31 protein-coding genes are annotated in these 23,115 nt (G+C 65.6%); 6 read left to right on the top strand and 25 right to left on the bottom strand.

The window, feature by feature from the left end; translation table 11 throughout:
- Nucleotides 1-68: 68 nt before the first annotated feature.
- Entirely contained in the window at nucleotides 69-701 is a 633-nt protein-coding gene (locus K426_RS07535; RefSeq protein WP_066555645.1) for a glutathione S-transferase family protein, read from the top strand.
- Nucleotides 702-759: 58 nt separating this feature from the next.
- Here the strand turns inward: K426_RS07535 and K426_RS07530 are convergent, their stop codons facing one another.
- On the bottom strand, nucleotides 760-1,497 hold the full coding sequence (locus K426_RS07530; RefSeq protein WP_066555643.1) for a Bax inhibitor-1/YccA family protein: 738 nt from the start codon (nucleotides 1,495-1,497) through the stop codon (nucleotides 760-762).
- Nucleotides 1,498-1,617: 120 nt separating this feature from the next.
- Here K426_RS07530 and thpR point away from each other — a divergent pair, with 120 nt between their 5' ends.
- A complete protein-coding gene (thpR, locus tag K426_RS07525; RefSeq protein WP_066555641.1) occupies nucleotides 1,618-2,163 on the top strand; it encodes an RNA 2',3'-cyclic phosphodiesterase in 546 nt (181 codons plus the stop codon).
- 138 nt (nucleotides 2,164-2,301) lie between these two features.
- Here thpR and K426_RS07520 read toward each other — a convergent pair whose 3' ends face one another.
- From K426_RS07520 to K426_RS07470, 11 genes are all read right to left on the bottom strand, one after another.
- On the bottom strand, nucleotides 2,302-2,853 hold the full coding sequence (locus tag K426_RS07520; protein ID WP_066561487.1) for a superoxide dismutase family protein: 552 nt from the start codon (nucleotides 2,851-2,853) through the stop codon (nucleotides 2,302-2,304).
- Between the two features lie 227 nt (nucleotides 2,854-3,080).
- Nucleotides 3,081-4,157, bottom strand: a complete 1,077-nt coding sequence (locus K426_RS07515; protein ID WP_066555639.1) for an OmpA family protein — start codon at nucleotides 4,155-4,157, stop codon at nucleotides 3,081-3,083.
- Between the two features lie 200 nt (nucleotides 4,158-4,357).
- The gene (locus K426_RS07510; protein ID WP_066555635.1) at nucleotides 4,358-4,861 is read right to left on the bottom strand and encodes a DUF2793 domain-containing protein; all 504 of its coding nucleotides are present in this window, start codon (nucleotides 4,859-4,861) and stop codon (nucleotides 4,358-4,360) included.
- Nucleotides 4,862-4,900: 39 nt separating this feature from the next.
- Entirely contained in the window at nucleotides 4,901-7,099 is a 2,199-nt protein-coding gene (locus K426_RS07505) for a phage tail protein (protein WP_066555633.1), read from the bottom strand.
- Nucleotides 7,100-7,120: 21 nt separating this feature from the next.
- On the bottom strand, nucleotides 7,121-7,492 hold the full coding sequence (locus tag K426_RS07500; protein WP_066555631.1) for a hypothetical protein: 372 nt from the start codon (nucleotides 7,490-7,492) through the stop codon (nucleotides 7,121-7,123).
- Entirely contained in the window at nucleotides 7,489-8,307 is an 819-nt protein-coding gene (locus tag K426_RS07495) for a DUF2163 domain-containing protein (protein WP_066555629.1), read from the bottom strand. The genes K426_RS07500 and K426_RS07495 overlap by 4 nt, the downstream gene beginning before the upstream one ends.
- Entirely contained in the window at nucleotides 8,304-10,643 is a 2,340-nt protein-coding gene (locus K426_RS07490; RefSeq protein WP_066555626.1) for a DUF2460 domain-containing protein, read from the bottom strand. The genes K426_RS07495 and K426_RS07490 overlap by 4 nt, the downstream gene beginning before the upstream one ends.
- Nucleotides 10,640-11,182: a tail tape measure protein gene (locus K426_RS07485; RefSeq protein ID WP_066555624.1), complete on the bottom strand. Its 543-nt coding sequence runs from the start codon at nucleotides 11,180-11,182 to the stop codon at nucleotides 10,640-10,642. The genes K426_RS07490 and K426_RS07485 overlap by 4 nt, the downstream gene beginning before the upstream one ends.
- Nucleotides 11,183-11,225: 43 nt before the next feature.
- The gene (locus K426_RS07480; RefSeq protein ID WP_066555623.1) at nucleotides 11,226-11,462 is read right to left on the bottom strand and encodes a phage tail assembly chaperone; all 237 of its coding nucleotides are present in this window, start codon (nucleotides 11,460-11,462) and stop codon (nucleotides 11,226-11,228) included.
- Entirely contained in the window at nucleotides 11,459-11,770 is a 312-nt protein-coding gene (locus K426_RS07475) for a gene transfer agent family protein (RefSeq protein ID WP_066555621.1), read from the bottom strand. Before K426_RS07475 ends, K426_RS07480 begins: the two co-directional genes overlap by 4 nt.
- A complete protein-coding gene (locus tag K426_RS07470) occupies nucleotides 11,767-12,174 on the bottom strand; it encodes a phage tail tube protein (protein WP_066555617.1) in 408 nt (135 codons plus the stop codon). The genes K426_RS07475 and K426_RS07470 overlap by 4 nt, the downstream gene beginning before the upstream one ends.
- Nucleotides 12,175-12,232: 58 nt before the next feature.
- On the opposite strand from K426_RS07470, the gene K426_RS07465 reads away from it, so the two are divergent.
- Entirely contained in the window at nucleotides 12,233-12,556 is a 324-nt protein-coding gene (locus tag K426_RS07465) for a hypothetical protein (protein WP_066555616.1), read from the top strand.
- Nucleotides 12,557-12,559: 3 nt separating this feature from the next.
- Here the strand turns inward: K426_RS07465 and K426_RS07460 are convergent, their stop codons facing one another.
- From K426_RS07460 to K426_RS07420, 9 genes are all read right to left on the bottom strand, one after another.
- The gene (locus tag K426_RS07460; protein ID WP_066555614.1) at nucleotides 12,560-12,955 is read right to left on the bottom strand and encodes a DUF3168 domain-containing protein; all 396 of its coding nucleotides are present in this window, start codon (nucleotides 12,953-12,955) and stop codon (nucleotides 12,560-12,562) included.
- Nucleotides 12,952-13,143, bottom strand: a complete 192-nt coding sequence (locus K426_RS07455) for a hypothetical protein (protein ID WP_066561485.1) — start codon at nucleotides 13,141-13,143, stop codon at nucleotides 12,952-12,954. The genes K426_RS07460 and K426_RS07455 overlap by 4 nt, the downstream gene beginning before the upstream one ends.
- On the bottom strand, nucleotides 13,140-13,625 hold the full coding sequence (locus tag K426_RS07450; protein ID WP_066555609.1) for a head-tail connector protein: 486 nt from the start codon (nucleotides 13,623-13,625) through the stop codon (nucleotides 13,140-13,142). Before K426_RS07450 ends, K426_RS07455 begins: the two co-directional genes overlap by 4 nt.
- A 124-nt stretch (nucleotides 13,626-13,749) precedes the next feature.
- Nucleotides 13,750-14,862 (bottom strand): phage major capsid protein, encoded by a 1,113-nt coding sequence (locus K426_RS07445; RefSeq protein WP_066555608.1) that lies wholly within the window; start codon nucleotides 14,860-14,862, stop codon nucleotides 13,750-13,752.
- A gap of 96 nt (nucleotides 14,863-14,958) precedes the next feature.
- Nucleotides 14,959-15,378, bottom strand: coding sequence for an HK97 family phage prohead protease (locus K426_RS07440; RefSeq protein WP_066555606.1), 420 nt, complete (start codon nucleotides 15,376-15,378; stop codon nucleotides 14,959-14,961).
- Nucleotides 15,371-15,691, bottom strand: coding sequence for a DUF6127 family protein (locus K426_RS07435; RefSeq protein WP_066555604.1), 321 nt, complete (start codon nucleotides 15,689-15,691; stop codon nucleotides 15,371-15,373). The genes K426_RS07440 and K426_RS07435 overlap by 8 nt, the downstream gene beginning before the upstream one ends.
- Nucleotides 15,692-15,714: 23 nt before the next feature.
- Nucleotides 15,715-16,845 carry a phage portal protein gene (locus K426_RS07430; protein WP_066555602.1) on the bottom strand — a complete coding sequence of 377 codons (1,131 nt, stop codon included), beginning with the start codon at nucleotides 16,843-16,845 and terminating at the stop codon, nucleotides 15,715-15,717.
- A gap of 103 nt (nucleotides 16,846-16,948) precedes the next feature.
- Nucleotides 16,949-17,287, bottom strand: a complete 339-nt coding sequence (locus tag K426_RS07425; protein WP_066561483.1) for a hypothetical protein — start codon at nucleotides 17,285-17,287, stop codon at nucleotides 16,949-16,951.
- Between the two features lie 87 nt (nucleotides 17,288-17,374).
- A complete protein-coding gene (locus K426_RS07420; RefSeq protein ID WP_066555600.1) occupies nucleotides 17,375-18,691 on the bottom strand; it encodes a DNA-packaging protein in 1,317 nt (438 codons plus the stop codon).
- Nucleotides 18,692-18,754: 63 nt separating this feature from the next.
- Here K426_RS07420 and K426_RS07415 point away from each other — a divergent pair, with 63 nt between their 5' ends.
- Nucleotides 18,755-19,201: an acetyltransferase gene (locus tag K426_RS07415; RefSeq protein WP_066555598.1), complete on the top strand. Its 447-nt coding sequence runs from the start codon at nucleotides 18,755-18,757 to the stop codon at nucleotides 19,199-19,201.
- 125 nt (nucleotides 19,202-19,326) lie between these two features.
- Here K426_RS07415 and K426_RS32905 read toward each other — a convergent pair whose 3' ends face one another.
- From K426_RS32905 to K426_RS07395, 4 genes are all read right to left on the bottom strand, one after another.
- Complete coding sequence (locus tag K426_RS32905) at nucleotides 19,327-19,905, bottom strand: hypothetical protein (protein ID WP_261340425.1); 579 nt, start codon at nucleotides 19,903-19,905, stop codon at nucleotides 19,327-19,329.
- A gap of 141 nt (nucleotides 19,906-20,046) precedes the next feature.
- Nucleotides 20,047-20,694, bottom strand: a complete 648-nt coding sequence (locus K426_RS07405) for a glutathione S-transferase family protein (protein ID WP_066561480.1) — start codon at nucleotides 20,692-20,694, stop codon at nucleotides 20,047-20,049.
- Between the two features lie 80 nt (nucleotides 20,695-20,774).
- Complete coding sequence (locus K426_RS07400; protein ID WP_237229978.1) at nucleotides 20,775-21,536, bottom strand: hypothetical protein; 762 nt, start codon at nucleotides 21,534-21,536, stop codon at nucleotides 20,775-20,777.
- 68 nt (nucleotides 21,537-21,604) lie between these two features.
- Nucleotides 21,605-21,847, bottom strand: a complete 243-nt coding sequence (locus tag K426_RS07395) for a hypothetical protein (protein ID WP_066555590.1) — start codon at nucleotides 21,845-21,847, stop codon at nucleotides 21,605-21,607.
- An 89-nt stretch (nucleotides 21,848-21,936) separates the two neighbouring features.
- On the opposite strand from K426_RS07395, the gene K426_RS07390 reads away from it, so the two are divergent.
- Together K426_RS07390 and K426_RS07385 are read left to right on the top strand one after the other, a co-directional pair.
- Nucleotides 21,937-22,443, top strand: a complete 507-nt coding sequence (locus tag K426_RS07390; protein ID WP_066555588.1) for a GNAT family N-acetyltransferase — start codon at nucleotides 21,937-21,939, stop codon at nucleotides 22,441-22,443.
- Nucleotides 22,444-22,470: 27 nt separating this feature from the next.
- Nucleotides 22,471-23,106 carry a YqaA family protein gene (locus K426_RS07385; protein WP_066555583.1) on the top strand — a complete coding sequence of 212 codons (636 nt, stop codon included), beginning with the start codon at nucleotides 22,471-22,473 and terminating at the stop codon, nucleotides 23,104-23,106.
- Nucleotides 23,107-23,115 lie beyond the last annotated feature (9 nt).

Raw genomic sequence — 23,115 nt, 5'->3', positions numbered from 1 at the left:
CAAAAGCTTTGCGGATCATTCCCCAAAGGGCACAAAAGGCGTCAGAGGCCAATAGCGGGAGAGTCGTGATGCCAAATGCAATCACCTTCTACACCAACCCCATGTCGCGCGGGCAGATCGTCCGCTGGATGCTGGAGGAAGTCGGCCAGCCTTATGAAATGGTGGTGCTGGACTATGGCGAGAACGGCATGAAGTCCGCCAATTATCTAGCGATCAACCCGATGGGCAAGGTTCCGGCCATCGTCCATGCCGGCAAGGTGGTGACGGAATGCGCCGCCATCTGCGCCTATCTGGCGGACGCTTTCCCCGCCGCGGGCCTTGCGCCCTCCACCGATGACCGTGCCGACTATTATCGCTGGCTCTTCTTTGCGGCGGGGCCGGTCGAGGCCGCCATCACCAATAAGGCACTCGGCTTTGTCGTTCCCGAAGACCGCGAGCGCATGGCGGGCTATGGCACATTCGACCACACGATCGATGCCCTGGAAAGCGCCGTTTCCGGCCCGGCCTGGATTTGCGGCGATCAGTTCACCGCCGCCGACGTCTATGTCGGCGCGCAGGTCGATTGGGGTCTCAGCTTCGGCACGATCCCCAGCCGTCCGCCCTTCGAAGCCTATGCCGCCCGCCTGCGGGAACGCCCGGCCTATAAGCGACAGAAGGAACTGGACAACGCCCTGATCGCGGAAATGCAGAAGCCCGCCTGAAGCAAAAGGCCCGGCGGATCGCTGCGCCGGGCCTTTTCCTGTCTTGGCAAGACTGTCTTCAGTTGCGCTGACTGCCCATGAAGCGCAGCAGGAACAGGAACATGTTGATGAAGTCGAGATAAAGGTTCAGCGCCCCCATCACCACCGACTTGCCCATCATGTCCGTACCCGCGACATAGGCATAGATGCTCTTGATCTTCTGCGTGTCATAAGCCGTCAGGCCCGCGAACAGCAGTACGCCGATGAAGCTGATCACCAGATTCATCGCGCTCGACCGGAAGAACAGGTTGATGAGGCTGGCGACCAGCAGACCGACGACACCCATGATGAGGAAAGTGCCGAGACCCGAAAGGTCACGCTTCGTCGTATAACCCCAGAGGCTGAGGCCCGCAAAAGCCGCCGCCGTCGCGAAGAAGGTCTGCGCGACCGAGGTGCCGGTATAGACGAGCAGGATGGACGAGAGCGACAGCCCCATCACCGCGGCATAGGCCCAGAACATCGCCTGCATCGCGAAAGTCGACAAGCGGTTGATGCCAAAGCTCATGGTCATCACGAACAGCAATGGCGCAAACATGATGACATATTTCAGGATACCGGGCCCAGCCAGGATCTGATAGGCAAGACCGCTCGACGCGAACAGCATCGCGACCAGACCGGTCAGCAGCACGCCGCTCGCCATATAATTGTAGACCGACAGCATATAACTACGCAGGCCAGCGTCGAACGCCTCCCCGCGCGCAATGGTCGTGCCGCCAAAACCCGCAACGTCGGAACGCGGATCGGACCAATTGGCCATGAGATAATCTCCTTCACCGGCATCAGTGCGGCCGGCCCCCTCATTATCGGCTCATCGCGCCCTCAATTCAAGCACAGAGCGCAACCTGACTTATCGCGGCAGAACAGCTATAGGAAGATCATGCATCGCCTGTTCGTCGCCATCCGCCCGCCAGCCGATATCCGCAACGGACTGCTCGCCCTGATGAGCGGCATCATGGATGCGCGCTGGCAAGATGACGACCAGTTGCACATCACCCTGCGCTTCGTGGGCGAAGTGGACCGCCACCGGACCAATGATCTTATCGACGCGCTCGGCAATATCCGCTTTTCACCGTTCGAGATCGCCCTTGGCGGCATCGGCTGTTTCGACCGCAAGGGCCAGGTCCATACACTCTGGGCAGGCGTACAGCCACGTGATGCTCTCGCCCAGCTTCATCAGAAGGTCGACCGTGTCTGTGTCAATACCGGCCTCTCACCGGACAATCGAAGCTATTTCCCTCATGTCACGCTGGCCCGCTTCGGTCGGACAGCCGGTTCCATGGAGGCGTTCATGGCCCTCCATGCCGCTTTTGCAAGCGCGCCCTTCACCGTCGATGCATTCGCCCTGTATGAAAGCCATCTCGGCCAGGCAGGTTCGACCTATCATGTGATCGAACGCTATCGGGCCGATATTCAGACGCCGTAGGGCCAATCGACATTCAACCGATCCCGGACGGAGTCCCTTCGCCTCCTTCCAGCCTGCAAAGCAGTGAATCAAGGCGCGTGACCCGCTTCAATGTCTACGCCTCAGCGGGCGCGACATTCAGCCGCGCCCCCGCATAGGTTATCCCGTCGACCATATGCCGCAAGCAACGCGCCCACCGGCATTGCCCGCAGGATCGGTCTTGTTGTCATCGGCCTGCGCATGGATGACGACCGCCGCGCCATCGCTATCCAGCAGAGGCGTTGCTCCCCCACTGATGGTTCCGCCCGGAATGACATATTCCATTTCGCCCGCGCCATCCGCGCCAGCAATCATGTTGGGCATATCGCCCATATGCATGCCATCCGGATTATCCTTCCCATGCTTATGTCCTGTCGGATTCCAATGACCACCCGCACTTGCAAAGTCGGGCGGCGTACAGGCTCCGATGGTATGGACATGCACGGCATGCATGCCCGGCGTCAGCCCTTGCGCGTGCACGACGACATGCAGGCCATCTGCTGCCTGCGTCACCATAGCCTCACCCCGCGCGGAACCATCCGCCGCGAGCAGCTTCGCGTGGGCCATCGGCGCAGCAGCATCAGCGGCAGGCGCCTTCGCGGACGAACCAGTAACGCAGCCCGACACCAGGACAGCCATCGGCAATGCCCAGAGGATTGCGGCAATTTTCATGATGAACAAACTCCCGAGAAGAATGCTGCGAAGCGAACGCCGCATGACGGCTTTTTGTTGCCCAAGCGATCCAAAATGTCACCCGCTTTCCGACTTTTGGGCTGGATAAACCAGTCGCAAATCAGCCGGAACAGCGACCCAGCCATATAAATGAGAGCCGCATAGAAAAAGGGGCCGGTCTTCCGACCAGCCCCTCAATCCTCTTCCATCCCGAAGGACGGAAAATCTTACTGACCCGAACCCGGACCGTAGGTGATTTCCACGCGACGGTTCTGCAGTTCGCGAACGCCGTCGGCGGTTTCGACGCGGGGGTTCGATTCACCGAACGCCTGGGTCGTGATCACGCCATCGGGGATGCCCTTCGACGAGATGTAAGCCTTAACGGCGTCAGCACGACGCTGCGACAGGCCGACGTTGTACGAGGCCGAACCCGAACGGTCCGCATAGCCCGCCAGCATGACCTGGGCGCTGCCGCAGTTGCTGTAGGCCGAAACCGCGTTGTCCAGAATGGTGGCGGCGTCAGGCGTGATGTCCGACTTGTCCCATTCGAAGAAGACGATGTACGGCCCAGGGCTGCACTCGGCCACCGGCGGCGGAGGCGGAGGCGGCGGGGGAGGCGGGGGAGGCGGCGGCGGGGGAGGCGGCGGCGGAGCAGCCGGTTCACCACCGAAGTTGTAGGTCAGACCCAGCAGCAGGCTGTGGGTGCGCAGCTTGGTGTCAACCGACGAACCGGCGGGGCCACCGATGGTGGTGTAGGCCGGAACCAGCTTGATATCGTCCTGGTTGAAGAAGCGATACTTCAGCGAGACGTCGACATGGTTGGTCAGCGGATAGCGAACGCCCGCGATCGCCTGCCAGGCGAAGCCGGTGTCAGAATCGTTGACAGTGTCATTGGCCAGCTTGCCGCGCGACACGCCGACACCGCCGCCGACGAAGCCCTGCAGGCCGTCATCGGGACCGAAGTCCAGCAAACCGTTCAGCATGAACGACAGGGCCGAAGCCGCGCCGCCGAAGCCGCTCTTGTCCAGATCGACCTTGGCGCGCTTGTAAGCGGCCTCGGCTTCCAGACGGAAACCGCCGAAGTCATAGCCGATATTGGCATCGCCATCCCAGCCCTTGTGGTAGTCCACACCGGCAAGCGTGTTGCTGGCGGCACCGCCATTACCGGGGGTGAAAGTGATGTCCTGATCTTCGACGAGCACAACGCCGGAGTCGATACCGACATACCAGCTATTGTCACGCGCCAGAGCCGGGGTGGCCAAGGCGCTGGTCGCAAGCACAGCCGCGAGGGCAAGCTTCCGCATCTGAATTCCCCTTTCAAAATTGTCACGAAGGACTGCTGAAACCCTGTATCGGCTAGAAAGTTTCATGGCAAGTCCACAATTGGTAAAACTGTTGCAAAAATAACGCAGTGAGCGCCGTTACCCCTCCTGCAAAGCTAATTCGCAAGCGCTTTCTGGTAAAAGGCGGACACACCAAAGTCACGATCCGATCAGCCCCTCTATCAGAGCCCGATCAAACCATGCGCCCGCAACGCGCCCAGAATTGCCGCGAGGGCGGACCGGGCTTCCGCATCGACAGTCGCACCTCCCGATGGATCGGTTATCGCTGCCGCCTGCGCTCCCACGACCCGCGCGCCACCGATGTAAAATCCATCCCCCCGCACGCCGGAATCATGCCAGTCCACGCCGTCATGCTGCATGACGTGCCCCCTGTCCACGACCCATAGCGAAAGCCCCACACGCGGAGCGGCAAAGCGCCACCCCCCATCGGTCCAGCAGGCCAAGGCTCCGTCCTGCCCTTCCCAAGCCCCGGAAGCACCCGCCGTCACGATCCAGCAGGCACCGACCGCGGGCGAAGCCGGCGGCACGTCCTCATCGGCGCTTTCCACCGCGCCATGCAGCAGCATGTCGATCCGGGTCAGCGCCTCATTATGGAAAATTTCCTTTTGCGCCTGCCCGGCAAAAAGCTGGGGCAAGGCCCAACGGAAGGTCGAGTCCATCGTCATGATTCGATTGTCCTTTTTCGTTAGAAAGGAAGGCGCCGATCAGTCGGCCAGAACGATGCGCGCGGCCCGTCCCAACGCATAGGAGCCGACCTGCCGCACCTCCACCGCCAGCTCACCCGCACCCATATCTTCGGCCACCGTCGCCGCGTCATAGGTCCAGACGGATTGATCCGTGACGATCCGGCGCAATTCAATCGCGCCCGCCCACAAACGCAGTTCGTACCTCTCCCGGTCTTCGCCCAACGGCACATCGGTCCCGCTGGTCCAGCGCCACCCGTTCCTGCTCCGCCTCGTCCAGCCAATGATCCAGCCGCCCGCACCATCGGCCAGCGCCTTCACATGGACCGGGGAGGGCGGCACCACGGCCTCCCCCGTGATCGTCAACAGGGCATCGCTCGGTTCACTGTCTCCCACTCCGATCGCCGCGATGCGAATGCCGCCGCCGATCTCTGGCACGCCGCCATAAGCGGCAAGCGGCTCGGCCAGCCGGTCCTCCTCCAGCAGCAGGAAATTCTCTCCCTCCGCATGCGACGCCATCGCCCATTCGGTTCCGAACAATCCCCGCCGCAGTCCTTCCAGCCGGAAGCTCGCCGCACCAGTCTGAACGACATGAGTGAACTGGATCAGCTCCCGCCCGACCAGACACAGATTGCGGCCCAACGCCAGTGCCGCCTCATCCGCCCCGTTCAATTCCATGTCCTCCGCCAACAGCGTGACCTGAACGGCATGGATGCCATCGATCAACGTCGCGCTTCCCGCAGGCAATGCCGCGTCCACAAGGCCCATCACCGCCCGGCCAGCCGTCCGCCCGACAGGAGAAGCCTCCCCCGTCGCGCCGATCGCGAAAAGTGCCGCGCCACGCCACCCTTCGCCCCCGCTCGCCGCCGCCACGATGACCGGGGCCGTCGCCAGCCCTTCCCTGATCGACGGCAAGTCGGCCAGCATCAGCGTCGTGGGTCCATGCGGCCTGTCCGCCTGCCGCACGACCGCGCCCGAAGACGCTCCCGCCGGGATCGCCGCGCCAGCCCCCGGCACGCGCCGAAGGCCCATCCGCACAGCCATGGCCTCCCATTCGCGCTCCTCGATCCGCCAAAGGCCCGGCACGCCTTCGACCGTCACGACATTGCCGGGTGCATGGCGCAACGCATCCCACCCGCACCGCAATGTCATCGTCGATCGCCCCGTCCAGGCCATCCCCATCTTCCGCGCCGCCAGCGCCCGCGCATCCTCGCCCGACAGCACGACCGGCAGGTCCACCCCCTGCTCCAGCCGCCCCGGCCCAGGCCTGCCGACGCGTTGCACGCCCGCCTGATAGTCCCGCTCCGGATCATAATAGCGCACCGACAAAGCCACCGGCACGCTATCGGCAGCACCACCCGACCGCTCAAGACCGTCCAAAGCACGCCCATTGACCGACCGGCACAGTCCCACGCCCCCAAGCAGCGCCTCGCCTTCCGTCCCCGAAGCCCGCAGGCGCAATCCGGCCTCTTCCGCCACGAAGGCAAGGTCGAACGCATCCGCCAGCGGCGCCAGCGCATCGCTCACATCGGCGCCGCTCGCCGCCATGCCGTCGACCGTACCGAACCCGTCGCCGGTCAACATCCCCCCGCTCAATTCGCCGGCCAGACCGGCAATCGAAACCGCTCCCTCGTCCGCCTCGACCTCGAATGTGAGCGAAGGAATGCGATTGCCGTAATCGGCCAGCGCCAGATCCTCGAACACTGCATAGGCCATTCCCCGATGCCCCGGCGTCACGTCCACGCCTTCCGCCGCCGCGATCAATGGATCGACCGCCTGATCCTCTCCCCCCAGATGCAGCCGAAAAGCCCCCAGCTCCGTCTTGAAGTCCCCCGCCGCCCCCCGCAGCAGATTCCCATCCGCCCAGATGCGCCGCACCGACCGGACGGCCCGCGCCGACAAGGCCACGGCAAAACTGGCCGAATAGCTGTAGCTGGTGACGCTGGGCCGTCCCTTGCCCCCGCCGCTCTTGTGCTTCGTCTCCTTGAGGTCCGTCGCCCAGATCACCGTTCCCGCCACCCGCAGCGTCCCGAACAGCTTGGGTATCTGCGAACCATAAGTGGAGGTCTGGACCTGCACCTCGGTCAGCCGCCGCCCCTCCACCCCCTTGGGCTTGAACAGCACCGCATGATCGAAGGCATTGCCGATCAGCCCGCCAATGGCGCCACCCAGCGGCCCGCCAATGGCCGTGCCAAGGGCGGTCAACACAATCGTCGCCATATTTTCTCCTATTCCGTCCCGCTATTCTGGCCGCCAATAGCCCAGCACCGGCCAGGGCGACTCCCCCGGCATCTCCACCACGCGCCCCACGCCCGCATGGGCATGGACATGCCCGCCCGGCACGACGATCATCAAATGCAACTGCAATGGCCCCGGCCGCACCAGCGCCAGATCGCCAGCCCGCGCCGGCTCGACCCGCCGCAGGCCTGCCGCCCGCAACCAGTCCGCCGCCTGGCGCTCATCGCCGGAGCGCAGCCCATAACCCTGCGGCGCCACCCGCCCCAGGACCAGCGCCGCCAGCCCTACGCAATCCAGACCCCGCTCCGGCGCCCGTCCATGCAGGCGAAAGCGCACCCCCACCAGCGCCCGAGCCGCCGCCGCAATGTCGTTCAAGCCGCCCCCGGATAGCGCGTCAGCAAATCCGTCCCCGGCAGATAAGGCTCGCCCCGAAAGTTCACCCCATTGCCGAACCGCCCGGCACAGGTCGCCAACTGCCGGTCGCATCCCTCGGTCAGCAAAGCCAAAGCCCCCACCTCCACAGCAAAAGACGGCGGATCGGCCAAAGTCACGCCACTCGCGTCATTATCGACCACCCCCTGCACAATCCCGCCATTGGCCCCGGTCAACCAACGCAAAGTCCCGAAGGCATAGACCCCCGCCTCCAGCCCGGACACAGCCACGACAGCGTCCTCGACCTCCTCGACCGCCACCACGCGCCGCCGCCCGGCCAGATCCACCCGACACTGCCGGTCCCCCAGCGCCGCCCGGCAATCCGGCGAAGTCGAAGGCGCGACCGGCGCTTTCAAAGCCGCCATCGCCCCCACCAGCTCCGCCGTAAAAGCCCCGGCCTTGCGCGTGACGGCCCCGATCTCCCCCCGCGCCAGCAGCAACCACAATTCACCCGGCGCCTCCCACTCGGTCAGCCGCAATTCCAGCCCGGCCCCGTCCCAGCGCCCCGCCATCAGGTCCGCCTCGCTGATCGCATCCGCCACCAGCGCGCCCTCGACATCGCTGTCGGCTCCCTCCACCGTGATCCCGCTCCGCACGGCGGAAGGCGTCATCCCCGGCGCGGCGCGATAGCGGACGTGCCCGATCTCCAGGTCGCGATCATGGCTGGTGAGGCCGATCGTCACCCCGTCCCGCCGCTCGATCCGCCAGCAAAAGGCCAGCGTCGCCAGCGGCTTTTCCAACGCCTCCAGCCCGCTCATTCCCTGATCTCCACCAACAGCACCGAAGGCGCCTCCCCAGCCGCGAAGGTCGCCCGGTTGATGTCCAGCCGATCCTCGGCAAAGCGCACCGGCACATCGAAGCGAAAGCCCGCCGTCAACACCACGCCCTCCGCCGGAGCTTCATCAAAGGCGATCACCCCCAGGCCGGAGTGACTCCAGCCGCCGACCATCTCGACCCCATCCACGGCGACCCGGATGGTCCCCGCCACCGGCCGCGTGATCCGCCGCGCCTGCGCCTCCTCGCCAACGCCGTAGAAACGCTGCAGCGGAAACTCCGCCCGCACCCCGTCGCCCAGGCCCAGCCGCTGGTCCAACGGCCCCGGCGCTTCACCAACGCCGCAACTGCGATCATCATAGGGATCGCTGAACCGAAACCCCCGCGCCGCCCCCCGCCGCGCCCGAAAGAAAGCGATCAGCGCCGCCGTGTCCGCCTCCGACCGCACACCCGGCCCCGCATCGAAAGACAGCCGCGCATCCGCCCAGTCGCTGCTCCTCCGCTCATGCCCGGACACGCTCTCCACGATCTGCGTCGAAAAGGCGGGCGCCACACTCGCCTCCCGCCCTACGCCCAAAGGAAAAGCCACATCATCAAAGGCCTGCACATCATCCTCCCCATCCAGTCGGAAGCAGGTAAAGCCGTCCCGCGCGACCTGCGGCAGCGCCCAGACAAAGGTCGCCGCCGTCCCCCGCCGCACCGCCGCGTCCGCCGCCGCCGCAATCTCCCGCCACTGCACCGCATCCTCCGCCCGCAGCACGAAGCCCGAAAAATAATGCTGCTCATGAACCGGATAGCCCAGCCGTTCGACCGCCAGCTCAACCCCAAGCGCGGTGAGACGCTCTCGTCCCTCCGTCACCCAATCATAATCTTCCAATTGCAACACGTCGAAGGCCGGCGAAGCCCATCCCAAGGGCATATTCGCCCGCTTCGCCTCCGGCGCCAAAGGATCGAGCACGGTCGGCAAATAGGCCAGCAAATGCGTCACCGCCCCCGGCGCCAGACCTTTCACCCAGCCGCAAAGCGCCGCGGTCGAAGCCGCCAACACTTCCCCCGCCCGATCCAGCAAAGCCTTTTGAGGCGCGCTCAAGACCCCCCGGACATCCGCAATGGAAACCAGCGCCCCGCCAAAAGCCGCCCGAGCCGCATCGTCATAAAGACAGATGCGCCCATCCGGCATCACCCACCACCAAGGCTCGCCCACCTGAAAGCTGATCGCCAGTTCAGCCGACAACCCAATGGAAACAAAGGCTCCCGCGACCAACCGCAAATAGCTCATCGCCCCATCATGCGCGGGCGAGAGCAAAGTCGAAGGCGGCGACCACCCCGTCAGCGCCGGCGCACCATCCTCGGCCCGCTGCTTCCAGTCATTCCAGCAATGCGCATCGAACAATTCATAGGAAAGCGACCAGATCACCCCCAGCCCCAGCGCCTTGGCCTGCCGCGCAAAATCCGCATGCCAGGCCGCGCAAGGCGCATTCAACACGCCGCCCGCCAGACTGATATAAAATCCGCCCCCCAACGGTTCGAGCCGGAAATAATGGCTCATCCCGACATAATGATTAATGTCCCCGCGATACCCCAGAGCATGGATCGAAGCGACAATCCGCTCCGGCGTCTGGTTGAAGCAGTCGTCATAGCCCGTCGCCATCGACAGCCCATGCTCCGGCAGCACCACGTCGCCAACCCGCAGCACCGACCCCGCGCCATCGCATCTTATGCCCGAAAGCTCACACCACCCCTCAACCCCGGCGGCGAAAGCCGTAGTGCCCGCATCATAACCCGGCGCGGCGAGCGAGATGAACATCCGGTCCACATCGCCCGCCCAGACATCCTCCCCCTCACTCAACAGGAAGCCACTTCTGACGCTGGAAAAATCCAGCGTAATGACAGCATCTTCCGCCCCACCGCTCGCATAGTTCCACAAGCGCACATACCAGGCCCGCGGCGTCCCCTCCGCATCCCGCCCCTCGATGGTCAGCGTAGGCCCATGCGTCTCATCCAGCCGCCGCAGCCCCCCGCTCCGCCAGCGAAAACGCAGCATGCAGTCCCGAAAATCCCGATCCGTCTCATAAGCCAGCAGGGGATGACTCCATTTGTCCTCCGCCTCCCAGATCAGCCCCGCCAGATCCCCCGACCCATAGAAAACCGCATCCACGCGCAATCCAGGTCCAGAGGGGGCATCCGGCGCGGTCGTCACCACACTCGCCATCATCGGCCGGGGGAAATTGACGGTCCAATGCGTCGGCGCAAAGCGCTTCATGAACCGCGCCTCTTGCCCCCGCCGCACGTCAGCAAGCCAGTACCCAAGTCCGCTCATCCGCCAATCGCTCCCCTGACCGCCCGAGCCACCTGCCGCGCACTGCGCGCCAATAATCGGGCGTTATCCGCCCCCTGCCCCTGCACCGCGATGTTCACCCGCACGTCCCGCGCACCTCCACCGCCATGCGGAACGACCTGCCCGCTCGCCGTCGGCACAAAGACCTCCGGCCCCCGCTCTCCCACGACATAGGCCCGCCCCGGCGCCACCGGCCCGCCGGTAGCCCGCCCCGGCAAACCCAGCGCGGAGGCGGCCAACCCGATCAGCCCGCCATCGCCCCCGATGCTGTTCATCCCAGCCCGCAAGGCGCTGGCCGCAATGTCATCCAACACCCGCAGCGCGATGCTCTTGAGTTCCTCAAACCCGAACTGCCCGGTCCGAACCGCCCGCAACAACCCCTGCTCGATCCGCCGCCCAGCCCGCTCCGCACCGCCGGCCAGCGGCCCTTCCAATTCCCCCCGCATAGCCTCGACATCCCGGGCAAAACCCTGCGTATCCGCCCGCACCCGCACGACCAGATTGTCGATTTCCTCGTCCATCCCGCCCTCGAATCCGAAAAAGAAAGAAAAAATCCCCTCCCCTTCAGGGGAGGGGTTGGGGGTGGGGGCGTGCCCCAGGCACCCCGCCATCCGGCATCACCGCCTTCAACCTCTCCAACTCCCCGCGATCCATCCCGACCTCCGGCTCCTCTTCCCCCCGAGCCGCCCGCAACACGCTCTCCAGCTCCACCGGCGTCGAGCGCCAGAACTCATCCGGCCGCCACCCGAGCAACCACCCCGCGACCCCGGCCAACCGCGCCGCCGCCTTGAAAAAGCTCATCGTCCCCCCAGTATCTGGCCCAATATGCCCCGCAAAACCGGCGTCAGCGTCGCCAGCCCCGCCGCCACGATCGCCTCGCCCAGGGCTTCCCGCGTCAACCCGGCCGGCGGCTCCGCCAGACAATGCCAAAACAGCCCCGCCATCTCGGCCAGCGACAGCTTCCCGTCCGCCGCGCGTTCCACGAGCGAAAACAGCGGCCCCAACTCCTCCTCAGCCGCCACCAAAGCCGCGAAACTGGGCCGCAGCACCAGCCGCTCCCCTCCCAGCTCCAGCGCGGCCTCGCCCCGTGCGCCATTGGCCCCGCTCATAGCGACACCACCGCGCCGCTGCTCTCCAGGCTCAGCGCATAATTGCGCTCCCCATTATAATCCCCGGCATAATCCAGCCGCGTCACCAGAAAGCGCCCGCGCATCTTCTCGCCGCTTTCGAAGCTCAGCTCATAATCCTCGATGGTTCCCGCCAGCGCATGGTTGCGCAGCCGCACCTCCGCCGCCGATCCGGTAAAGATCCCCGCCGCCGACACGCTCACCGACCGCACGCCCGCGCCCGACAGCAACTCGCGCCAGCCGCCCGAATCCTTGTTGGTAACGTTCACCGCCTCGCCATTGACGGATAGCTGCGTCGTGCGCATTCCGGCGACCGTCGCATAGGCCACCGGAGCCCCGCCATCCCCTATTTTCAATAGAAACGCGCTTCCTTTTTCCACGCCCATGGAGCATTCTCCTCTAAGATAAACCGTGCAAGATTCGGGATATGGAGAGAGGCCCAAAATGTTCGTGACCGCCCCCCTGATGCTGTTGCTGGCCGCCGCCCCACAGAGCGGCGACGCCGTCGGCAACGGCCGCAAGACCTATTCGGCGTGCCTGGAAAAACAGATTCAGCCCGCGCTCGACAAGAAGATGTCGCTCAGTGATTTCCAGGCCTCTCTGAAGGCGCAGTGCGGCACACAGGAAACCGCCTTCCGCGCCGCCATCGTCGCGGACGACAAGTCGACCGGCATGTCGGAAAAGGATGCCCAGTCCGACGCGGACGACCAGATCAGCGAATATAGGGACAAGATCATCGGCGAGTTCGAGGACTATTCGAAGTCCTGATCGTCAGCCGCACACCACGCGCAACCGATAGTCGACCAGCGCCTGCCACCCATCCCGCGCGCCCGTCCGCGACAGGCGCGACCGGACCAGCCGCGCACTGACAACCCGCCAGCCCTCCGCTGACCCAACCGCCCGCAAGACTGCATCCACGCGCCCCAACAGCCCCGCCAGCCGCGAAGGCGCCTCTCCCACATCGAACAGGCTGACGGTCAAGGTCAGCTCCCGCCCCTCGACATCCTTCGCGCCCCAATCCAGCGCAACACAATCGCCCACCACGCCATAAGGCGCGCTGGCCCGTCCCGGCGTTCCATCGAACACCCCGTTCAACCCCGCCATCAAATCCGCATCGCCGCGCAAAGCCGCAACGACTACCCCGCGCACCGCCACTTCCGCGCTCATCGCCGCCCCCTTCCCGCTTCCCTCAGCGCCAGATCGCCCATCCACCGTCGCTTGAGGCCAGGCCCGGACAATCGCACCACCTCGCCCTCAACCCGCGCTTCAACGCCAAGCGCGCCCGCCGCCGCGACGATCCCCCGCCGCCGCGCCTCGACCCGCTCCATCACCAGCGTCCGAAGCCGCTCGATCATGCCAGCCGCATCCGCCGCCAGGGCCGCCACAACGCGCTCACCACGGCAGGCGGCGTCGCCACCTCTCCATCCCGCGCCGCGAAATGCTCGGCCGCCAGCCGCACGATCCCCTGCCGGATCGCCTCAGGCAGCCCCTCTGCATCCTCAGCCATCCCGGCCCGAAGCCGCACCGTCACCGCACCCGGCCCATCCACCAGCCGCGCCCGCACCCAGCCATCCCCCGCAGCATCGATATCGACCGCATAAGCCTCCGGCGCCAAAGCCACGTCCGCCACCTCGACGCCCAAAATCGCCACCACCGGCCGCGCCATCAGCCGCTGCCAGCTCCCATCGGCCATGATAGTTTCGGAAGCCTCCCGCACCACCAGCCACTGCCCGATAAACTGCTCGCAAAGCCCCGAAGCGCTTCCCAAAAGCCGCTCCAGCACCCCATCCTCATCATCCGACCCGATCCGCAACCAGGCCTTGAGATCCGCCAGCATGGCCCCTCCCCAAGAAAAAGGGGGACGCCCACAGGACGCCCCCACAAGTCCTTCTCCCTGCGGGAGAAGGATACGCAGCCTTAGCGGCAAAGCCGCTTAGGCGAAGTTGGATGAGGGCGCCCCTTTAGGAAGCCGCGAACTTCATCAGCTTGATCGCCTCCGAATTCGCCACGGCCCCGCCAATCCGCTTCACCGCATAGAAGTGGACAAAGGGCTTGTTGCTGAACGGATCGCGCAGGATGCTCGTCTCGCTCCGCTCCGAAATCACATAGCCCGTCTGGAAATTGCCAAAGGCAATCGACAGCGAAGCCGCCGCGATATCCGGCATATCCTCCGCCTCGATCACCGGATAGCCCAGCAAGGTCGCGGGCTGCCCCGCCGCCAATGAAGGCTGCCAGATAAACGCCCCATCGCTGGTCTTCATCTTGCGAATGACCGCCAGCGTAGCCGAATTCATCACGAAACAGGCTCCCTGACGATAGGGCGCCCGCAGGCTCTGCACCAGATCGATCAGCTTGTCCTGACCCGAGGCCGTAAAAGCGCCGGAAGCCCCCGAAGCCACATATTGCAGCGACCCGAAGGCCCGCACGCTGTCCGCCTCATTGGTGGTCGTATAGGTCAGGAACCCCTTGGGCTTGTTCGTCCCATTGCCATTGACGAAGGCCGCGCCCTCCGCCGCCGCGAACTCGCGGGCGATCTCGCCCGCCAGCCAGCCCTCGACATCGAACTGCGCATCGTCCAGCATCGCCTGAGACGCCGCCGGATTGGCATAAAGCTCACCCGAAGGCGGCACGATCTCATTGAAGCTGGGCGTCGCCGTCTCCGTCCGCGCCCCCGTCTCGCTGGCCCAGCCGGACACGATGCCGCCCGACGTCACCAGCTTGCGATAGCCCGCCGTCCCCGTCCGCACGACATTGGCGATCGAACGAATGGGCGAAATGCCCTTCAGCGTCGCATCGATGATCTGGTCGATCTCCCGCGGCACCGCATAGCCGCCCGCGGCACCGGAAGCCCCGGAAAAGCTCTTGAGTTCGACACCCGCCTCAAGCCCCTGCCGCACATAGCGATCGACAAAGGCGGCACGACGCGGATCGACCGCCCCACCCTTCACCCCATCCAGCGCCGGCCTCTGCTGGACAAGCAAAGCCCCCTTCAGCGCCGCCACCTCATTCTCAAGGCCAGCGATACGCTCACCCTGCACCACCGCATCAAAGCTCGCTTCCAACTGATCCGTCATAGCCACTCCCACGAAAAAGGGCGGCCCAAACCGGACCGCCCGAACCATTCCTTCTCCCCGCGGGAGAAGGATACGAATCCTTGCCAGCTCTGCTGGCTAGGCGAAGTTGGATGAGGGCGACGCCCCCTCCACCGCAATCACCCGAGCCAGATCCTGCATCGGATGCGTCACCACGCTCACCTCCACCACCTCCAGCTCCAACAATTCACGCGGCGCGCAACCGCGCGCCTCCCGCACCCGATAGCCAAAGGACAAGCCGTCCACCGCTTTCTCCCGAAGCGCGCGGCCAGCCTCCCGCCCGGCAGCCGTCCGCCCCGAAACCCGCCCGATCACGCGCAAGCCCCGTGCATCCTCCTCGACCTTCTCGACCGTCCCGATTACCTCTCCCGGCCGATGCTGCCACAGCAAGGGCACCCCCGCCACAACCCCGGCAAATGCCCCCGCCCGCACCACATCCCCGCCGCGATCCACCCGATCGAACACCGCCGCATATCCGGCAAACCGCACATCATTCATGCACCAGCCCCAGCAAGCCCAGCTTCACCGCCATCCCCAGCAGCAGCAGCGCCATCACCACGCGCACGACCCACGCAAAAACAGCACCCCGCGCCGCCTTCTTCGCGTCCCGCCAGGCTCCCAGCAGTTCGCGCAATTCCCGCACATCGTCCGGCGCCCCGCCATCGGCCAGCCCCAACCGCTCCAGCGCCCGCCCCGCGCCCAGCTCGCTCGCCTCCTCGATCAGCGCCCGGATCATCAGCATATCCATGCCCACCGGCTGCGCCTCGGCCTGCGCCACCAGCCGCGCCAGCATCTCCCCGTCATATTTCATCGCCCACCTCCGCGACTGCCGCCTCACCCGATGCCCAGCATCGCCCGCTTCTCTTCAGCGCTCAGGAAATCCGCCGCCGTCACCCGGTCCCACAAAGCGGAACGCTCCTCCGACAGCGCGGGCACCGCATCCAGATTCGCCCTCAGGCACAGTCCCGGCCACCAGCCGTCCAGCCCCTGCGCCAGCCCACCGCAGATCTTCGCCACCAATGGCAGGATCGTCTGCCGCCACAGCGCCCGATTGGCCTCCCGATAATTGGCGTAAGCATTATCCCCCGGCAGCCCCATCAGCATCGGCGGCACCCCGAAGGCGAGCGAAATTTCCCGCGCCGCCGCCGCCTTCAGCCCAACGAAATCCATCTCGGCCGGCGTCAGGCTCATCGCCTTCCAGTCCAGCCCGCCCTCCAGCAGCATCGGCCGGCCGGCATTGGCCGCGCCCGAAAAAGCGACCTCCATCTCCCGCTTCACCCGCTCGAACTGCTCCGGCGCCATCACCGACCCGTCCCCCGGATCATAGACCATCGCCCCCGAAGGCCGCGCCGCATTGTCCAGCAGCGCCTTGTTCCACACCGTCGCCGCATTGTGGATCGCCACCGCCCCGGCCGCCGCCCCGACACAGCCCAGCCCATAATGGTCGTCCAGCGGATGCAGCGCCTTCAGGTGAATGATGCCGGTCCGCCCCGCGCCATCTTCCGGGGACAGCCGCGTCACGCTTTCCCCGACGCGATAAAGATAGGCCGCCGGCCACCCCCGCGCATCCGCCTCCACGCTGACCCGCTCAGGCCGCAGCGCATAAAGCTCCACCGGCAACCCGTCCGCGCCGACGATCAACTGGACATAGGCATTGCCATGCAGCAGCAAATGGCTCGCCAGCGTCTCCACCAGCGATTGCCCCCCGGAACAGCGCATCAGCAAAGCCCGAACCCGCGCCTCCACATCCGCCGCAACGCCCTCGACAGCCAAAGCGGTGCCGCCCGCCCCTTCCGCGATCAGCCGCATCGCCCGCTGCGCCACCGGATTGCCGATGACCCCAGCGCGCAACTGCGCCTCATAGCTTGCCGGCCATTCCCCCAGCGCCACCCCGCCCGAACCCCAGGCCCGCGCCAACACCGGCCGCGCACTTGCCCGCGCCGCCTTCGTCCCGAAAAATTTCATAGACCCACCCACAAAAAATCCTCCCCCCGCAAGGGAGGAGGATGGTGAAACTTGGCAGCCTTCAGCCACCTGCCGAAACTTGGAAAGGGGGTTCCTCGCCCCTTTAAGGATTACGCTTCAAAACCCGATCGCAGGCATCGCCGCCCGCCTGCCCCTTCCCGATCAGATTGCCCGCAACCGCGCCCGCGGCCCCAGCCAGCAACGTCTCCCCGACGCTCCCTCCGGCGATCACGCCCGCGCCAGCACCGCCCGCCGCACCGATCACCGTGCCCTTGCGCGCATCCTTCTTCCGCTTGAGCAGGCAGTAGCGCACATCGTCGCGATCACGCGGCGCCGCCCGCGCCACCCGCGCCCTGTCCTTGCTCGACAACGTCACCGCGATCGCAGGCTCGACCATCAGGGTCAGCGCCGCCAGACCAGCCGCCAGTTTCGCGATCCTCATCGAAAATTCTCCTGCCATTTCATCGCCGCGACAACGCATGGCGCCCCCGCTTTGTTTCCTCGTTACGCAAGCGTTCGAATATAGCGTTTACACGGCCCGCACCCGCGCATCCCCGCGCCGCCCGAGCATCAACTCCGTCAGCGCCCAGACCAGCGCATCCGCCCGATCCGGCGACCGCCCCGGCCCGACATAGCCGCCCCCCAGCATCATCCCGCACATCTGGTCCTCCAACTGCGCAAAGCCGCCGCGATGCACGACCCGTCCGGCCTCATACAAAGCCGCCACCGGCTCCGCCCGCGCCACCTTGCCCCGGCTCGCATGCACCAGCCGCACCGGCAGCCCGGCTTCCGCAGCGCGCAGCACGCTTTCGACCATCGCGCCGCCATTATTGGCCTCGGCCACCACCCGGTCCGCGCCATGCACCAGCGCAGCCGCCGCGACTGCCCGCGCCCAGCCCTCGGGCGTCGCGCCCTCCACGGTCGCATCGGCAATCACATAGGCCCGGCCATCATCCCCGATCCCTGCAACCACGATCCCGCAGGCATCCCCATGCGCGGAGGCAGGCGGATCGACCGCCACCACCACCCGCACCAGCGCGCCCCGCACATGCGCCACCCGGCACCGCTCCAGCAGATCGCGGCTCCATAGCGCGCCCTCGACCTCTTCGATCAGTTCGCCCTCCAGTTCCTGCCGCCCCAGCCGCGTACCGCCATAGCTCCGCTCCATCGCCGCGATGAAGCCGTCGGCCAGATGCGCGACATTGTCCGCCGTCCGCCCCCGCGTCACCACGACGTCGCCGCCATCCCGCGCCACCAACCCCCGCACCAGCGCCACAGGCCGGGGCGTCGTCGTCGCCAGCACACGCGGCGCAACGCCCAATCGCATCCCCATCATCAGATTGTCCCAGGCCGCCTCTCCACCCGCCCATTTGGCGATTTCATCCGCCCAGCCATGGCTGAACTGCGGCCCGCGCAGACCCTCCGCCTCCGCCGCACCGAACAGGGTCGCCACCGCGCCATTGGGCCACACCAGCTTGCGCAAGGCCGGTGAAAAAGCCGGCCGGTTCCACCAGGGCGCAACGGCCAGAACGCCCGAGGCGCCCTCCACCATCACCGCCCGCGCCTCGCCCAGCGTCGCCCCCACCAGCGCGATCCGCGCCGCAGGATCGCTCTCCGCGACCGATCGCACCCACTCGGCCCCGGCGCGCGTCTTGCCAAAGCCGCGTCCCGCCATCATCAGCCAGATGCGCCAGTCCCCCTCCGGCGCCAATTGCTCCGGCCGCGCCAGCCAGCACCAGTCATACGCCAGCGCATCCGCCGCCGCGCCGCTCAGCCCGGCCAGCACCCGCTCCCGCGCCGCCTCCGGCATCAGCGCCAACCGCTCGAAATCCGACAGTTGCCCCATGCGCCGCCTCCATTCATCGATTTTCCCAGCCCGAAATTTGGCCGACCCGCCCAGCGCCCCTATATGCCCGCCATGAGCTCGATCCGCCCCGCCCGCGCCGCCGACGGCGCCCGCCTGCTCGACATCTGGCGCAAGGCCGTCGACGCGACCCATGATTTCCTGACGCCGGACGACCGCTCCGCCATAGAGGCCGAGGTTGCCGCTTTCCTCCCCTTGGCCCCCGCCTGGCTCGCCACCGATACGGACGACCTGGCCATCGGCTTCATGCTGATCGACGGCGCGCATATGGAGGCGCTGTTCATCGACCCCGCCTGGCACGGCCAGGGAATAGGCCGCCGCCTGGTCGGCCACGCCCTGTCGCTCCACCCCACGCTCACCACCGACGTCAACGAACAGAATGACCGGGCCATAGCTTTCTACGAAGCCCTGAGCTTCGCCCGCACCGGCCGCTCCGAGCAAGACGGCCAAGGCCGCCCCTACCCGTTGATCCACCTCCGCTACGCCCCCTGAGCGGATGATTTCAAATGGCCAATTCCAGCCATTGAGAGGCACGTGCTCCTGCGAAGGCAGGAGCATGGTGTACTTCAAGGAAAGCGACGCAAAAGCATACCGTCCGCCTTCCCCCCAACACCAACCTAATCCCCACTCCTCTCCCGCACCAACTCCAGCGCCGCCCGCAACCGCGCCACCGCATCCTCGCCATCGGGCCGCTCGACACTCTCCAACCGCTGCGTCTCCGCCACCTCTTTTTCATGCGCCCTGAACAGGATCGCCTGGATCATATGCGGATGCCCCCGCTTGATCTTCCGGCTTTTGACCGCGCCCTCGCCGTCCAGCACGATCTCCTCATCCTCCGTGCCGAACAGCGCCTGCCGCAGCATCAGCGCCTTCAACTCCTCATGCCCGATACTCAGCGCCTGCTTCCAGGCCCGCGCAAAGCCCGGATCGCGCCGCTTCAGATAATAGACGGTCGCCAAATTCCGCCCCACGACCCGCGCCGCCTCACTGACGTTGCAGGTCAAGGCCAGCGTTTCCAGGAACTTCTGTCGCAATTCCGGCGTAAAGCCATCCTTGCGCATCGCCCTCAATTGCGGCCCCGTGCCCTGGGCGCCCTGCTGATTATTCTCCAGAACCAGCACCCGGTCCGGCGCCTTCGCCCGCCCGCCAAAGCGCTGCCTCCCGCCCTTCTCCTTCACCTCATCCACCATGCCCATCCCCCGCGCCCAAAAGAAAAGGGCCGGCCCAACAGGACCAGCCCCTTACCGCGCCTCGTTGGCGACTCACATTTTTCCAGTGTCCGCATAACTGCCAGAACAGCGTGACGATGTCAAGAAAAATGTTCCATATAGGTTAAATCATGCCGCAGCCATCCGTTCGATCGCCTTGGCTTCCACCGCCAGCGCCGCGGCGAAGCTCGGCCGCTCCCGCATCTGCTGCAACCAGCCGCGAAGGCGCGGCCAGCGCCCCTCCGCCAGCACGGAACTGCAATAGCAGACATTGATGATCGGGCAGGCCACCGCGATGTCCGCCAGCGTAAAGCGATCCTCGACCAGGAATCCGCTGTCCGGCAGAATGTTCTCCAGATAGTCGTAAAGCTTAGGCAGGCTATCCGCCTCGGCTTTCTCGGCGGCGGCAAGATCCTGCGCCATGCCCATGAACGGCGCGACCATCCGGTTAAAGAAGATCTGAACTCCCGTCGCCTGCACGATCGTGTCGCCAAACTCCTCATACCAAATGGCCCGCGCCCGCGCCTTCGCTTCGACCGGGATCAGATTGGGCTCGGGATGCAGTGTATCCAGATAGGTTATGATCGCCGTACTGTCGCTGATCAGGAAATCCCCGTCCTGAAAGCCCGGTATCTTGCCGAAGGGCGATGTCTGGGCGAACGCCTCGCCGCCCTGCCCGAAACCGCCCGGCTTCACCTCCAGATCAATGCCCTTCTCGGCGGCAAAGACGATGACCTTGCGCACGAATGGCGAAGGCCGCGCTCCATAGAGGATCATGACAAAGGCTCCTGAAAAAAGAAGCCCATCATCACCGTCCATCTTCGACATGCAACCTGATTCACCCCATGGGGCGAAATTCACCGCCCCGATTCATCCGCTCCGGCAACGGTCCGCGTATAATCGATCCTGATCCGCACCCAGCTTCCCACCATCACCTTGCCGTTGACCCGCGGCGGCAGCACCAGAAATTGCCAGGCCGCCAGCCGCACCGCCTTGGCAAAGCCGGACCCCATGGGCGATTCGCCCAGCGTCTGGCAATTTTCGACATGATAATGATCGACCGTCTTGCAGGCCACCAGACCCCAGCCATTGCCCGGCGCACTGGGGGGCAGATAGCCGGCCAGCTCCGCAGGGCTCGGCCGCCGATACCATTCCGCCTCGAACAATTGCACTCCGCCCGGCCCCTCCCCCGGCCCGGCCACCGCCGCGCTATTGCCCGGCCCCGAAGCGCCGTCAGCCGCGCCCTTCTTCGCGATCTTCCCGATATCGGCCGACGCCATCTGCTGGGTGTCCATCACCAGAAAGGGCAGCGGCGAAGGCTGCTGCTCGGTCGGCTTCACTACCGGCCGGTCGGGCTTGGCCACCGGCTGCACCTGCCGCTGCGCCGATTTCTCCTGCCGCTTCTTCTCGCTCTTTTCAGCCTTGCTCTGCGCCTTTTCCGTCTTGGGCGCTGGCGCCATCTCGAAGGTCACGGGGTTGCGGAAATCCGGCAACCGAATCACCGGCTCGGGCGCCAGCGTCAGCAGCGCCAGCAGCAGCAGGCCGTTGAAAAGCAGAGCGAACAGCAATCCGCCGCCACGCTCGCGCCATTTCGAAGGGGATGAAAAGGTCAAATTCACTCAAATGCGCCGGGCAGGACTCATAAGGGGTCATGCCCAGACGCCGCCATCCCGTCAACGCCGTCGCGTCAACAGACATCCTCTTCGCGGACGACCGGACGGCTTTCCCGGGTCGCCCGCATCCGGCTGGCCTTGTCGTCGGGATCGGAGGTCAGCACGACATGATCCTCATGCACCTCCAGCAGCACACCGGCAAAGGGCATGCCCTCCAGACTGCCCGTCACCCGGTAGCTGACCGAATCCCCGACCTTGAACGTCACAGGGTCGGTATTGAACTCAAAGGGGCAACCGCCCTCTCCCATGCCAAGCATATTTGTCTCCTATGCCGGAAGCTTAGCGCGGCGGCACCGTGCCGATCAAGCCTCTGTCGCTTCCATCACAGCCGCGTTACAGCCCGGCCATGGATATCCGCCCCGCCTCCTCATCGGACCTCCCCCGGCTTCACCCCATCATCGAGCGCGCCTATCGCGGCGACACCGCCCGCCAAAGCTGGGCGATCGCATCCGCCCCGCCCGCCAGCCCCCGCACCAGCATTGCCGCGCTCGAAGCGATTCTCGCCAGCCCCGCCGAACGGCTGCTGGTCGCGCTGGGAACGGACGGCGCGCCCATCGGCTGCGTCCAGATCTCCGACCGGGGCGATGGCCGGGCCTATCTCGGCCTGCTGTGCGTCGATCCCGGCCTCCAGTCGGGCGGCCTTGGCCACCGCCTCATCGCCGCAGCCGAACAGCTCGCCGCAACCGCCTTCGGCGCCCGGCAGATGGAAATGACCGTCATCTCCACCCACGACAAACTTATCCAATATTATCAACGCCGTGGCTATCATCCTACCGGAGAGCACCGCCCCTACCCCGTCCCGCTCGACCCGCCTCAACAGATGATCGTCCTGGCAAAAGCACTGGCGGCCTGAAAGCAGTTCGGCTACGGCCTCAACCCGATGCTGACCAAGCTTTACCAATGGACGCTGGCGAAAGCCGCCCACGCCCACGCCGAACGCTGGCTCTTTATCATCAGTTTTCTGGAATCGAGTTTCTTCCCGATCCCGCCGCATCCGCTGCTGGGCCTGATGTGCCTGGCCCGCCCGGAACGCGCGATCCGCTTCGGCCTGATCTGCACCATCGCTTCGGTGATGGGTGGCCTGCTGGGCTATGCCATCGGCCATTTCGTCTATGAAGCCGTCGGCCAGCAGATTTTGCACGCCCTCGGCCTCGCCGCCAAATTCCCGGTCGCCGCCTGCTATCTGCGCGACTATGGAGCGGAGATCATATTGATCAAGGGCGCGACGCCCATCCCCTTCAAACTCATCACCATCACCGCGGGCTTCATCGGCCTGTCTCTCTTCACCTTCCTCTGGGCCAGCATCCTCAGCCGCGCCTTCCAGTTCATGCTGGTGGGCTTTCTGTTCTGGAAATTCGGCCGTCCTATCAAGGCGTTCATCGAAAAATATCTCGGCCTGCTGTCGGCCGGTTTCCTGGTCCTGGTGATAGGCGGCTTCATCGCGGCCTCGGCACTGTCGGGCGGCGGCGACAAGAGCGACAGGTGCAGCCACGCCACCATGGCAAGCCTGCGCTGAGCCGCACCG

This window comes from Sphingobium sp. TKS (genome assembly GCF_001563265.1).
Taxonomy (GTDB): Bacteria; Pseudomonadota; Alphaproteobacteria; order Sphingomonadales; family Sphingomonadaceae; genus Sphingobium.
Note: the sequence above shows the minus strand (reverse complement) of the source record. Positions and strands in the feature narration are given on the sequence as shown.

What these genes read in the sequence shown, in the direction of transcription:
- K426_RS07450 (WP_066555609.1), bottom strand. Translation starts at nt 13,625, where the DNA reads ATGCTGGCGGATCTCAAGGCCTGGTTGCGGATCGGGTCGGATGATGAG.
- K426_RS07515 (WP_066555639.1), bottom strand. Translation starts at nt 4,157, where the DNA reads ATGCGGAAGCTTGCCCTCGCGGCTGTGCTTGCGACCAGCGCCTTGGCC.
- K426_RS07520 (WP_066561487.1), bottom strand. Translation starts at nt 2,853, where the DNA reads ATGAAAATTGCCGCAATCCTCTGGGCATTGCCGATGGCTGTCCTGGTG.
- K426_RS07485 (WP_066555624.1), bottom strand. Translation starts at nt 11,182, where the DNA reads ATGGACGAGGAAATCGACAATCTGGTCGTGCGGGTGCGGGCGGATACG.
- K426_RS07490 (WP_066555626.1), bottom strand. Translation starts at nt 10,643, where the DNA reads ATGAGCGGACTTGGGTACTGGCTTGCTGACGTGCGGCGGGGGCAAGAG.
- K426_RS07420 (WP_066555600.1), bottom strand. Translation starts at nt 18,691, where the DNA reads ATGGGGCAACTGTCGGATTTCGAGCGGTTGGCGCTGATGCCGGAGGCG.
- K426_RS32905 (WP_261340425.1), bottom strand. Translation starts at nt 19,905, where the DNA reads ATGGGCATGGTGGATGAGGTGAAGGAGAAGGGCGGGAGGCAGCGCTTT.
- K426_RS07495 (WP_066555629.1), bottom strand. Translation starts at nt 8,307, where the DNA reads ATGAGCGGGCTGGAGGCGTTGGAAAAGCCGCTGGCGACGCTGGCCTTT.
- K426_RS07405 (WP_066561480.1), bottom strand. Translation starts at nt 20,694, where the DNA reads ATGATCCTCTATGGAGCGCGGCCTTCGCCATTCGTGCGCAAGGTCATC.
- K426_RS07445 (WP_066555608.1), bottom strand. Translation starts at nt 14,862, where the DNA reads ATGACGGATCAGTTGGAAGCGAGCTTTGATGCGGTGGTGCAGGGTGAG.
- K426_RS07465 (WP_066555616.1), top strand. Translation starts at nt 12,233, where the DNA reads ATGTTCGTGACCGCCCCCCTGATGCTGTTGCTGGCCGCCGCCCCACAG.
- K426_RS07470 (WP_066555617.1), bottom strand. Translation starts at nt 12,174, where the DNA reads ATGGGCGTGGAAAAAGGAAGCGCGTTTCTATTGAAAATAGGGGATGGC.
- K426_RS07530 (WP_066555643.1), bottom strand. Translation starts at nt 1,497, where the DNA reads ATGGCCAATTGGTCCGATCCGCGTTCCGACGTTGCGGGTTTTGGCGGC.
- K426_RS07510 (WP_066555635.1), bottom strand. Translation starts at nt 4,861, where the DNA reads ATGACGATGGACTCGACCTTCCGTTGGGCCTTGCCCCAGCTTTTTGCC.
- K426_RS07440 (WP_066555606.1), bottom strand. Translation starts at nt 15,378, where the DNA reads ATGAATGATGTGCGGTTTGCCGGATATGCGGCGGTGTTCGATCGGGTG.
- K426_RS07435 (WP_066555604.1), bottom strand. Translation starts at nt 15,691, where the DNA reads ATGAAATATGACGGGGAGATGCTGGCGCGGCTGGTGGCGCAGGCCGAG.
- K426_RS07455 (WP_066561485.1), bottom strand. Translation starts at nt 13,143, where the DNA reads ATGATCGAGCGGCTTCGGACGCTGGTGATGGAGCGGGTCGAGGCGCGG.
- K426_RS07385 (WP_066555583.1), top strand. Translation starts at nt 22,471, where the DNA reads ATGCTGACCAAGCTTTACCAATGGACGCTGGCGAAAGCCGCCCACGCC.
- K426_RS07460 (WP_066555614.1), bottom strand. Translation starts at nt 12,955, where the DNA reads ATGAGCGCGGAAGTGGCGGTGCGCGGGGTAGTCGTTGCGGCTTTGCGC.
- K426_RS07390 (WP_066555588.1), top strand. Translation starts at nt 21,937, where the DNA reads ATGGATATCCGCCCCGCCTCCTCATCGGACCTCCCCCGGCTTCACCCC.
- K426_RS07535 (WP_066555645.1), top strand. Translation starts at nt 69, where the DNA reads ATGCCAAATGCAATCACCTTCTACACCAACCCCATGTCGCGCGGGCAG.
- K426_RS07475 (WP_066555621.1), bottom strand. Translation starts at nt 11,770, where the DNA reads ATGAGCGGGGCCAATGGCGCACGGGGCGAGGCCGCGCTGGAGCTGGGA.
- K426_RS07430 (WP_066555602.1), bottom strand. Translation starts at nt 16,845, where the DNA reads ATGAAATTTTTCGGGACGAAGGCGGCGCGGGCAAGTGCGCGGCCGGTG.
- K426_RS07505 (WP_066555633.1), bottom strand. Translation starts at nt 7,099, where the DNA reads ATGGCGACGATTGTGTTGACCGCCCTTGGCACGGCCATTGGCGGGCCG.
- K426_RS07480 (WP_066555623.1), bottom strand. Translation starts at nt 11,462, where the DNA reads ATGAGCTTTTTCAAGGCGGCGGCGCGGTTGGCCGGGGTCGCGGGGTGG.
- thpR (WP_066555641.1), top strand. Translation starts at nt 1,618, where the DNA reads ATGCATCGCCTGTTCGTCGCCATCCGCCCGCCAGCCGATATCCGCAAC.
- K426_RS07395 (WP_066555590.1), bottom strand. Translation starts at nt 21,847, where the DNA reads ATGCTTGGCATGGGAGAGGGCGGTTGCCCCTTTGAGTTCAATACCGAC.
- K426_RS07425 (WP_066561483.1), bottom strand. Translation starts at nt 17,287, where the DNA reads ATGAGGATCGCGAAACTGGCGGCTGGTCTGGCGGCGCTGACCCTGATG.
- K426_RS07415 (WP_066555598.1), top strand. Translation starts at nt 18,755, where the DNA reads ATGCCCGCCATGAGCTCGATCCGCCCCGCCCGCGCCGCCGACGGCGCC.